Here is a 9,644-nt window from a genome sequence, read left to right as displayed (position 1 = left end):
ACACGGTCACAGTATCGTTTTGCATTTAAAAGACGTTCTTTATGCCCTGCATCGGAAAGGGCTTCGGGAACGACGTTGCGCAGGTAATATTCGACGTATTTGCACAAATTTATGCTCCCTTGTATTCCGGCTTCAGTTTTAAATTTTTGGATCAGTGTTGAGCGTTCGGAATTGAGAAAAAGTGCTTGATTGAATTCATATCCGAAGAAGTTGAGAGATTCGCTAAATTGATAGGTAAGTTTTTCTTTGACCTCGTTAAAGTAACGTAAGAATTCCTCTTTATGGGCCTCTTCGAATGTTTTTAGTCTCTCTTGTATCTCTTCGAGCTCATGCCGATGGCTTCCGATAATATGGATAGTATCAACTTGGTCTCGGCGTACTTTTTTGAGCTCATTTTCATACTCATCTTTATTGGCGATGGAATCGACATCTTGTTTGAATTGTAGTTCCATCACTTCACGTTTAGCGCTTAGCCCTTGTTCTTTAGTAATGAGCATTTGAAGTTCCGCTTTGAGGAGTTCAAATTGATGCTTTTGCTCAACATACCCCTCTTGTGCGAGTAAAAAGTTTTTTGTATAGACACGCTGGGCAATGTTGGTTCGTTGCTCAAAATCGTTGTAGCGTTCGCTCAGGTAGCGGATGGTGTTAAATTTACTGATAAGTTCTTGATTGTAGATGGTGGTGTCGATATCTTTAAACATTCCGGCGGCGGAGTAGATGAACTCTTTAAAAACATCGAATCGAAAATCTTCGTCAAAATCAAAACCAATAGCATTAAAATATTTTTTTACGAGTTTAATATCATCTTCAAAAAAGTTCATAACTACTTGTTTTTGAGATATAGAAAGAGGTATCATCAATTTTGCTCACTCACGCGTACTTATGGTTGGGTTATGATAGCGTATAATTGTGAAAAAAAAGGTTTCACGTGTGCGGAGTATTTGGAATTATCGGTGACTACTCTCCTTCCAAAGCACGTGAAGCCTTAAAGAGATTAGCGCATCGCGGACGGGATCATTGCGGCATTGTGGAAGGGGAGGGATACTTTCTGTCGCACCAGCGTCTTTCGATTACCGATGCGCATACACGGTCTCATCAACCGATGTGCAGAGGTCGAGTCCTCATCAGTTTTAACGGTGAAATCTATAATCATACGGCACTTCGGGAAACACTGCATCTTACACATTGGGAGACGGACAGCGATACTGAAGTGATTTTAGCCGCGTATGAACGATGGGGGATTGCATGCGTAAATCATCTGGAGGGGATGTTTGCATTCGCTTTGATCGATGGGGATAAGCTTTATCTCGTCCGTGATCGATTCGGAAAGAAGCCCTTGTTCTATCATCAAAACGTGGACACATTGGTGTTTGCTTCGGAGATAAAAGCGATTAAACCTTTTTTATCCTCGGTTCGAATGAACGATGAAGCGCTCCATTCGTATCTCTCTTTTTTAGCTCCGACACCGCCGCATACATTTTATCAGGGTATAGAAAAATTAGAGAGTGGAGAGTGGCTCTGCTATGAACACAATAAGGTGACAAAGCATCGTTATTACAATGTGTTGGAGAGGTCATTCCCGATGATAAGCGATAGGAATGAAGCATTAGAACGTATTGAAGAAGAACTGTACCGTTCTGTCGGTGCAAGGCTTGATACGAACGTACCCGTTGCGGCATTGCTTTCAGGTGGATTGGACAGTGCTATGATTTGTGCGATTGCGGCACGTCAGGGTAAAAAACTCCCCGTCTTTACCCTCGGATACGATGAATACAGTGCGTATGATGAGCGGGTAAACGCTGCTATTACAGCGGAATATCTTGGGCTTGAGCATACGGAAGTCATTATTTCACAGAATGATTTTCACGAGCATCTGGACGAACTATTGATTCACATGGATGAACCGCTCAATGATCCTGCCGCATTGCCGCTCAGCTTGTTGATGAAAAAAATCGGCTCGCAAGGGTATAAAGTCGTCTTAAGCGGCGAAGGCTCAGATGAACTTTTTTTAGGATATCGGCAATATTTTGAATATTTCGATATCGAAAAAGCGGCTTCTTTGCACCATAAAAACTGGCTCAAAAAATATTTTCACAGCCATTTTTCGATGAACCGTGAGTGGGAATGGTACAAACGGGTTTTTGATGAGTCATTGCTTTTTAGAACTTCGGGAGAAAAATTTACCGATTTACAGCAAAACAAATTGTTACGTCGTAATGTTCGGGATAATGAATCACTCCGATTTTTGCAAGAGTATCGTGAAATATTTGAACAAAGCGGACACAATGATCCGAGTATGTGGTACAGCATGATCGATCTGAAACTCTTTGTGGGTGAACACTTTCTCGCTAAGCTTGATCGGGTTTCGATGGCACATACGATTGAAGCGCGAACCCCGTTTTTGGATCATACTTTGGCGGAAACCGTTTTAAGTATTGATCCTGTATTACGTATCGGAAATGGGCAAACCAAAACATTGCTAAAGCAGGTTGCTCGAAATTATCTGAGTGATGAGATCATTAATCGTCGTAAAAAAGGGTTTGCCAACCCGTATATGGAGTGGTTGATTGCCTCGGGACGTTTGGAATTGATACGGGAAGTGAATGATAAAACGGGATTATTTTATCCCGAAGTGATTGAAGAATATCTGGATTTGGCCCGTCGAGGAAAATTTAAACAACACGTATGGGGACTCTATGTCCTCAGTCATTGGATTAAGAGGGAGTTATTGTAATTTTCCCAACATTTCAATGGAGCCTTTTTCAAACTTCGAAAATGCAAACCACTTTTTACCCAAATCTTTGAGACTTGCACCGATATGATATATCTCCTCGTCATCGAGGATCACAAAACGATCATGTGATGCGGAAAACTCTTTGATCTGTATGGGTGGATATTGGGCATTGTGTTTTTTGAGATCAAGTGAGAGTTGTGAAGTAATCATTTTCGTGTAAATGGTCGCTTTGCAACCATCGGCTCTTTTGGTTAACAGAACCAACACACTCTCATCCACATAATTATCGATGAGGACAATGGATCTTTTGGCACTTTTGATCAGATCACTAACAAACACATAAGCATCGAAAATCTGATCTTCATAAAATATTCCATAATCAGGCCGTAGATCTTTGGATTCGATTGCACTAAAAAGTTGATTGAATTTTGCATCATGCTTTAAAAGCTTTTGCTCAATCGTATCGATTTTTTGAAACAGCACCCCATTATGGGAAATAAATTTGCGCATGGTAACAAAGGTTCGTATGATTTTTACACTCATGTCCACTGCCGTCGGACTCTTTAAAATAGCACTGAGCATCGAAACGCCTTGTTCTGTAAAGGCATAGGGTGCTCTTCTAAGTCCCATTTTCTCTTTATTGGAAGTCACAAATTGTGACCTCCAATTCTCCAGCTCATCTTTCGTCAGTTGAAACATAAAATCAGAGGGGAATCGCTCACTATTGCGTTTGATGGCTTGATTAAAAACTTTTGTTTCCACCCCATACAACTCCGCCAAATCTCTGTCCAACATCACTTGTAATCCGCGAAGAGTGTAGATTTTGTTTTGGATGTTGTGTTCGTCTATGATAGAAATTTCATTCACGGCAAATCCTCATCATCGTGCAGGATACTATTGTGCGATTGTACATTACCCGATGAAGAAGATAAAAAATATGGCAATTTGAAATAAAAAATATTAAATTATATTCACCCTTCGACCGGCTCAGGGCGAACCTTTACTAAGAGTTTATTTTTTCTCCATGAGTAGTGCCAATTCCAATGTTCCGCTGATATAGTTGGCAAAGAAACTCATAATCCCTTCATCATTTTCAGTAAAATCACCGTGGTATTTATTGAGGAGTTGAATGACACCGATTACCTCTTGACGCGAGTTAAAGATGGGAACAGCGAGGATATTTCGGGTCACGAAACCGCTTTTTTCATCGATTTTGGCTAAAAAACGGCTGTCTTCATACGGATTATTGACGAGTTGCGCTATTTTTTTATGAACGGTGTCCCCGACGATTCCCGAATCGATACCGATCGCAATCCGGCCGATTCCATCACTTAGTTTTGTCCAGAGCATTCCACCGCTTTGATCCACGATAAAAATAGAGCACCGCTCTGCACTGACGATGGCTTTTGCTTCTTCGGATATCGACGGCAAAGTCTCTTCAATATGGTTCAAATGACTGAGCCGTTTGCCGAAATCGGCGATTCGTTCATAGATTTTTAAACTCATTCTATCCCCTTGTTGAGTAGTGTCGCTTCATCATCGAATAGCATAGCAAGCTCCAAATAACCGCTGATATAGTGGGCGAAAAAAATCATAAATTTAGCATCTTCTCGGGTAAAGCCACCGAGTTTATTCAGAAGCTGAAAGACACCGATAACATGACGATTGGAGTCAAAAATAGGAATAGAGGCAATATTTTCCGTTACAAATCCGGTTTTGTTATCGACAGCATGGAAAAAGCGATCATCCTCATAAGGGTTGTTCACCAAAATAGGTTTTCCCTCTTTAAGGGTACTTCCTACAATGCCATCGTCTTTGTGAACCATTATCTTTTCAACCCCATCGGCTAGGGTGGTCCAGAGCATCTCGATTTTTTGGTTATAGATAAAAATAGAGCATCTCTCAGCTCCGCTGACTTGTTTTGCATACTCCGAGATCAGGGGCAGCCCCTCGGAAAGTGTCGGACGCTTGAGCAAAGAACGGCCAAATTCGGCCAGTGCGGCATACGAAGTGGTGGATATCATTCAAGTACCTCTTAGGTGAGTTCACGAAAAAGTAAATCGTATCCATTTAAAGCTAAAAAGTAAATCAACAGAAATAAAATAGAGATGAGCAAAATCCCCAGAGTGGGGATTGAGCAAAATTTAGAGGTTATTGGCTTTTTTGTATTCGATAATCATTGCATACGCTTCGTCTTTAAGCAACAATTTTTCTTTTTTAAGATTTTCAAGTTCAACATCGCTCATCGGTACTTCACCGCTCTCAGCTTTAGCAATTTGGTTATCAAGATCGTTATGGCGATCAAAAATTTTCAAAAAGTGGGCATTTGCCGCATCATTTTGTTTTATGTGGGTGATTACATCACGGTATTCGTGCAACATTCAGTGTCCTTGCGTGGAAATTTATCGCAATTGTACCACTACTTAATTTAAAATCCGTGGAAGGGTGATCCCCTCTTGACCTTGGTATTTACCGCTTTTATCTTTATAGCTGGTTTCGCACATCTCATCTCCTTGTAAAAAGAGCACTTGTGCAATCCCCTCATTGGCATAGATTTTAGCCGGAAGAGGGGTAGTATTCGAGATTTCAATGGTGATATGTCCTTCGAATTCCGGTTCAAAAGGGGTGACATTTACGATAATGCCGCAGCGTGCATAGGTCGATTTGCCCAAACAGATGGCTAAAACGTCACGAGGAATTTTAAAATATTCTACCGTGCGAGCCAATGCAAAGGAGTTTGGCGGGACAATACAGACGTCACCCGTGAAATCAACAACATTCATATCGTCGAAATGTTTTGGGTCAACAACCGTAGAATTAAGATTGGTAAAAATCTTAAATTCATTCGTCACTCGGATATCGTAACCGTACGAACTAAGGCCGTAACTGACGACTCCTACACCCACTTGATCTTCGCAAAATGGGGAGATCATCCCCTCATTTAATGCCTTTTCTCGAATCCATCCGTCGCTTTTGAGACCCATCTTCATATCCGTTGTTAATTTTATTTGTGGTAGTATAACACATCTATTACCCTACTTTTAGGAGCATTTTCCGATGGATATGAAACAAATCAAAGCACTTTTGCAAGAGTTTGACGCAAGTACTCTTTCAAAATTAAAAATTACTCAAGACGCTTTTTCGATTGAACTTGAAAAAAATATCGGTGTTGTTGCAGCACCGGTAATGGCAGCACCTATAGCGGTTGCTACGACTGCAGTTGCAGCACCTGTAGCCGTTGAAGCAGCAGCTCCTGTGCATACTGGCGACATGATCGTTTCCCCAATGGTCGGGACATTTTATGGCTCTCCTTCTCCTGATTCAGCTCCCTTTGTCAAAGTGGGCGACCGTGTAAAAAAAGGTCAAGTCATCGGTATTCTTGAAGCGATGAAAATCATGAATGAACTTGAGGCTGAGTTTGATTGTAAAATTGTAAGTATTCTTGTTTCTGATTCTCAGGCTGTTGAATACGACATGCCACTTTTCGCGGTTGAGAAACTCTAATTATGGCAGAAATTAAACGTATTTTAGTGGCGAATCGGGGCGAAATCGCTCTGCGTGCCATCCGAACGATCAAAGAGATGGGTAAAGAAGCGGTTGCAGTTTATTCGACTGCTGATAAAGAGGCTTCCTATCTTAAACTTGCGGATGCAGCGATTTGTATCGGTGCGGCTCCAAGTTCTCAAAGTTACCTCAATATCCCCGCGATTATTGCCGCGTGCGAAATTAGCGGATGTGACGCGGTATTTCCGGGTTACGGATTTTTGAGTGAAAATCAACATTTTGTTGAGATCTGTACCCATCACGGGATTAAATTTATCGGACCGACTCCTGAAGTTATGGTGATGATGTCGGATAAATCCAAAGCCAAAGATGTCATGATCGCCGCAGGTGTTCCGGTCGTCCCGGGATCTGATGGTGCTATCAAAGATATTGCGGAAGCAAAAGTTCGCGCCAAAGAAGTCGGTTATCCGGTTATCCTCAAAGCGGCAGCCGGCGGCGGCGGACGCGGGATGCGCGTTGTCGAAGATGAAAGTTATATTGAAAACGCATTTTTAGCGGCAGAAGCGGAAGCGATCGGTGCATTTGGTGACGGAACGATTTATATGGAGAAATTCATTAAAAATCCTCGCCATATCGAAGTACAAGTGATTGCCGACAGCCATGGAAATGTATTGCATATCGGTGAGCGTGACTGTTCAATGCAGCGTCGTCACCAAAAGTTGATCGAAGAGTCTCCGGCAGTAGCCCTGACCCCTGAAATCCGTGCTGAATTGCACGCTTCAGCGGTTCGTGCCACCAAGTATATTAAATACGAAGGTGCAGGGACATTCGAATATCTTCTTGATGCCGATAAAAAGTTCTATTTTATGGAGATGAATACCCGTCTTCAGGTAGAACACTGTGTCTCCGAGATGGTAAGCGGTTTGGATTTGATCGAGATGATGATCCGTGTAGCTGAGGGTGAAGCATTACCAGCACAAGAGAGTGTTGTTCTCAGCGGTCACTCGATCGAATGTCGTATTACGGCAGAAGACCCGATCAAATTTTTACCAAGTCCGGGGAAAATTACCCAATGGATTGCTCCGGGCGGACGTAACATCCGTATTGATACGCATGCGCATGCAGGGTATATCGTCCCTTCGACGTATGACTCTATGATTGGGAAGCTGATCGTATACGGAAAAGATCGTGATGAAGCGATTGCACGAATGCATCGCGCATTGAGTGAGTTTACGATTACAGGGATTAGAACAACGATCCCTTTTCACATGAAAATGATGAAAAATCCCGATTTTATTCACAATAACTTCGATACCAAATACCTCGAAAATTATCAGGGGTAATCCCCTCCTCGTCATACCGTACTTGATACGGTATCTATTTTCTTAAGAACTTAGATTCCGTGTTGTAGCACGGAATGACAAAATTTACTCCGGTAATCTCAAAACTTTTATATCTGCACTTAGACGTAAACGCGTAAAATAGTCATTCAAAACCTGATTTCGTTTTTCACCGATAATTGCATTTGAAATTTGAGGGCGCACCGATTCGAGATTTTCGGTAATAACGTTCAGTTTATCGCGCATGTAAAAGCTCATAAAGCTATTCTGCCCATTAGGGATGATAGGGCTGAAGCTGCCATTGGGTGTTTTGTTCAGGAGTTGAGCCAACTGAGGATTGATTTTTCCAAAAGGGATAGACTCATCTTTGGTTTGAATGGCTTCAACATGACGCATCGGATCGGCAATTTTTGCTGCTAATGCTTCTTGGGAAGCAGAAAGATAGGCGGTTACCTCAAAACTCTCAGGACGTGAAAACTCATCGAGATGGAGTTGATAATATTCTGCTTCTTCCTCGGCCGTTGGTTGGCCCATTTTAGAAAATGCAATAGCGCTATAGAGCTTTTGTCCTTTGATACTCTCTTCGACTTTGGCCTTAAGATCTTTTTCGCTGAGCCCGCGTACACTCTGCATTGCATTTAAAAACTGCTCCATAGAGAGGTTGTTTTGGGCTGCCATACGGGTTAACTCTTCGTTGATTTCGGTTGTGGAAACGGTGATTTTTTTCTCTCCGGCTTCGAGTTGTTCAAGCTTTTTGCGAATCAAGTTGTCGGCACTTTGTGTAGCGTTTGTGCCACTTTGTTTCATCTCCTGCTGTATTTCAAAAAGGGTGATAGGGGTATTTTTGACCAATACTGCCACACCGCCGATAGGGGCGCTCCATAAAAAAGTGGCGAGTAACGCAGAAAGGGTAATCGAACGCATTGATGCTCCTATGCAAAAGTTTCCTATTTTACCCGCTTTTAACATAGCCTTAACTAAAATTGCGCAATTGCATCCAAAAAGGATTTTGAACATGGTAGTAACCAGATTTGCCCCAAGCCCGACGGGATATTTACACATCGGCGGATTGCGTACCGCCCTTCTTAGTTACCTTTGGGCACGACGTAACGGCGGAAAGTTTTTACTTCGTATCGAAGATACCGATTTTAGCCGAAATGATGAAGCGGCTGCCCTTGCGATCGTCGAAGCATTTAAATGGGTCGGATTAGAACATGACGGCGTAATCGAGTATCAATCGAGCCGTTTGGCAATCTACCAAGAGTATGCCCAAAAACTGCTCGATGAGGGGAAAGCATACAAATGCTATATGTCCAAAGAGGAGCTTGATGCACTTCGCGAAGAGCAGACGATGCGCAAAGAGAGAGCAAAATACGACAACCGATATCGTGATTTTAGTGGAGAAGCACCTGAAGGGCGTGAAGCGGTTATCCGTATCAAAGCCCCGTTGGAAGGTTCTATTACGGTGCATGACAGAGTCAAAGGGGATGTCGTTTTCAATGTTGCTGATATCCTAGATGATTTTATCATTGCACGTTCGGACGGTACTCCGACTTATAACTTCGTCGTTGCTGTCGATGACGCCCTGATGGGAGTGACCGATGTAATACGAGGAGACGATCATCTCTCCAACACGCCGAAACAAATCGTCGTGTATGAGGCTCTCGGGTTTCCGATTCCCCGTTTTTTCCATGTCCCGATGATCCACAATCACGAGGGTAAAAAACTCTCGAAACGTGACGGTGCGACCGATGTGATGATGTACAAAGAGATGGGATATACTCCTGAAGCGTTGCTCAACTTCCTCGTCCGTTTGGGATGGAGTCACGGCGATCAGGAGATATTCTCGATGGCGGAGATGTTGGAACTTTTCGATCCGAGTGACATCAACCGTTCGGCATCGGTCTACAACGTCGAGAAGCTTGATTGGCTTAACAGCCATTACATCAAAAATATGTCCAACGACAAACTGTGCGAACTTTTGGAGTTTCACGGGGTCATGCTGGTAAGCCACGATAAACGCGAAATTTTGCTCGATGCGCTAAAAGAGCGTGCAAAAACATTGG

Annotated in this window: 11 protein-coding genes; 4 read left to right on the top strand and 7 right to left on the bottom strand. The window is 42.7% G+C overall.

The features are described 5' to 3' along the window. Positions 1 to 821 (bottom strand): hypothetical protein (locus tag A3G19_RS00415; RefSeq protein ID WP_294869993.1); only part of this gene is annotated, 821 nt, incomplete at its 3' end. 107 nt (positions 822 to 928) lie between these two features. On the opposite strand from A3G19_RS00415, the gene asnB reads away from it, so the two are divergent. After that, positions 929 to 2,734 (top strand): asparagine synthase (glutamine-hydrolyzing), encoded by a 1,806-nt coding sequence (asnB, locus tag A3G19_RS00410; RefSeq protein WP_294869991.1) that lies wholly within the window; start codon positions 929 to 931, stop codon positions 2,732 to 2,734. Here the strand turns inward: asnB and A3G19_RS00405 are convergent. The 5 genes from A3G19_RS00405 to dcd form a co-directional block, all read right to left on the bottom strand. Beyond that, positions 2,726 to 3,601 carry an ORF6N domain-containing protein gene (locus tag A3G19_RS00405; protein WP_294869989.1) on the bottom strand — a complete coding sequence of 292 codons (876 nt, stop codon included), beginning with the start codon at positions 3,599 to 3,601 and terminating at the stop codon, positions 2,726 to 2,728. The two genes, asnB and A3G19_RS00405, sit on opposite strands and share 9 nt — an antisense overlap. Positions 3,602 to 3,745: 144 nt before the next feature. Beyond that, positions 3,746 to 4,240 (bottom strand): GAF domain-containing protein, encoded by a 495-nt coding sequence (locus A3G19_RS00400; RefSeq protein ID WP_294869987.1) that lies wholly within the window; start codon positions 4,238 to 4,240, stop codon positions 3,746 to 3,748. Continuing rightward, positions 4,237 to 4,758 (bottom strand): GAF domain-containing protein, encoded by a 522-nt coding sequence (locus A3G19_RS00395; protein ID WP_015654672.1) that lies wholly within the window; start codon positions 4,756 to 4,758, stop codon positions 4,237 to 4,239. Before A3G19_RS00395 ends, A3G19_RS00400 begins: the two co-directional genes overlap by 4 nt. 120 nt (positions 4,759 to 4,878) lie before the next feature. Further along, entirely contained in the window at positions 4,879 to 5,115 is a 237-nt protein-coding gene (locus tag A3G19_RS00390) for a DUF465 domain-containing protein (RefSeq protein ID WP_015654671.1), read from the bottom strand. 42 nt (positions 5,116 to 5,157) lie between these two features. Further along, the gene (gene dcd / locus A3G19_RS00385) at positions 5,158 to 5,718 is read right to left on the bottom strand and encodes a dCTP deaminase (RefSeq protein ID WP_015654670.1); all 561 of its coding nucleotides are present in this window, start codon (positions 5,716 to 5,718) and stop codon (positions 5,158 to 5,160) included. A gap of 73 nt (positions 5,719 to 5,791) precedes the next feature. Here dcd and accB point away from each other — a divergent pair, with 73 nt between their 5' ends. Continuing rightward, positions 5,792 to 6,238 carry an acetyl-CoA carboxylase biotin carboxyl carrier protein gene (gene accB / locus A3G19_RS00380; protein WP_015654669.1) on the top strand — a complete coding sequence of 149 codons (447 nt, stop codon included), beginning with the start codon at positions 5,792 to 5,794 and terminating at the stop codon, positions 6,236 to 6,238. A 2-nt stretch (positions 6,239 to 6,240) separates the two neighbouring features. Next, the gene (locus tag A3G19_RS00375) at positions 6,241 to 7,581 is read left to right on the top strand and encodes an acetyl-CoA carboxylase biotin carboxylase subunit (RefSeq protein ID WP_294869985.1); all 1,341 of its coding nucleotides are present in this window, start codon (positions 6,241 to 6,243) and stop codon (positions 7,579 to 7,581) included. 84 nt (positions 7,582 to 7,665) lie between these two features. Here the strand turns inward: A3G19_RS00375 and A3G19_RS00370 are convergent, their stop codons facing one another. Further along, entirely contained in the window at positions 7,666 to 8,502 is an 837-nt protein-coding gene (locus A3G19_RS00370; RefSeq protein WP_294869983.1) for a peptidylprolyl isomerase, read from the bottom strand. Positions 8,503 to 8,593: 91 nt separating this feature from the next. Here A3G19_RS00370 and gltX point away from each other — a divergent pair. After that, positions 8,594 to 9,644, top strand: a 1,051-nt coding sequence (gltX, locus tag A3G19_RS00365) for a glutamate--tRNA ligase (protein WP_294869981.1), incomplete at its 3' end; no start/stop codon positions are given.

Source organism: Sulfuricurvum sp. RIFCSPLOWO2_12_FULL_43_24 (assembly GCF_001829605.1).
GTDB lineage: Bacteria > Campylobacterota > Campylobacteria > Campylobacterales > Sulfurimonadaceae > Sulfuricurvum.
Note: the sequence above shows the minus strand (reverse complement) of the source record. Positions and strands in the feature narration are given on the sequence as shown.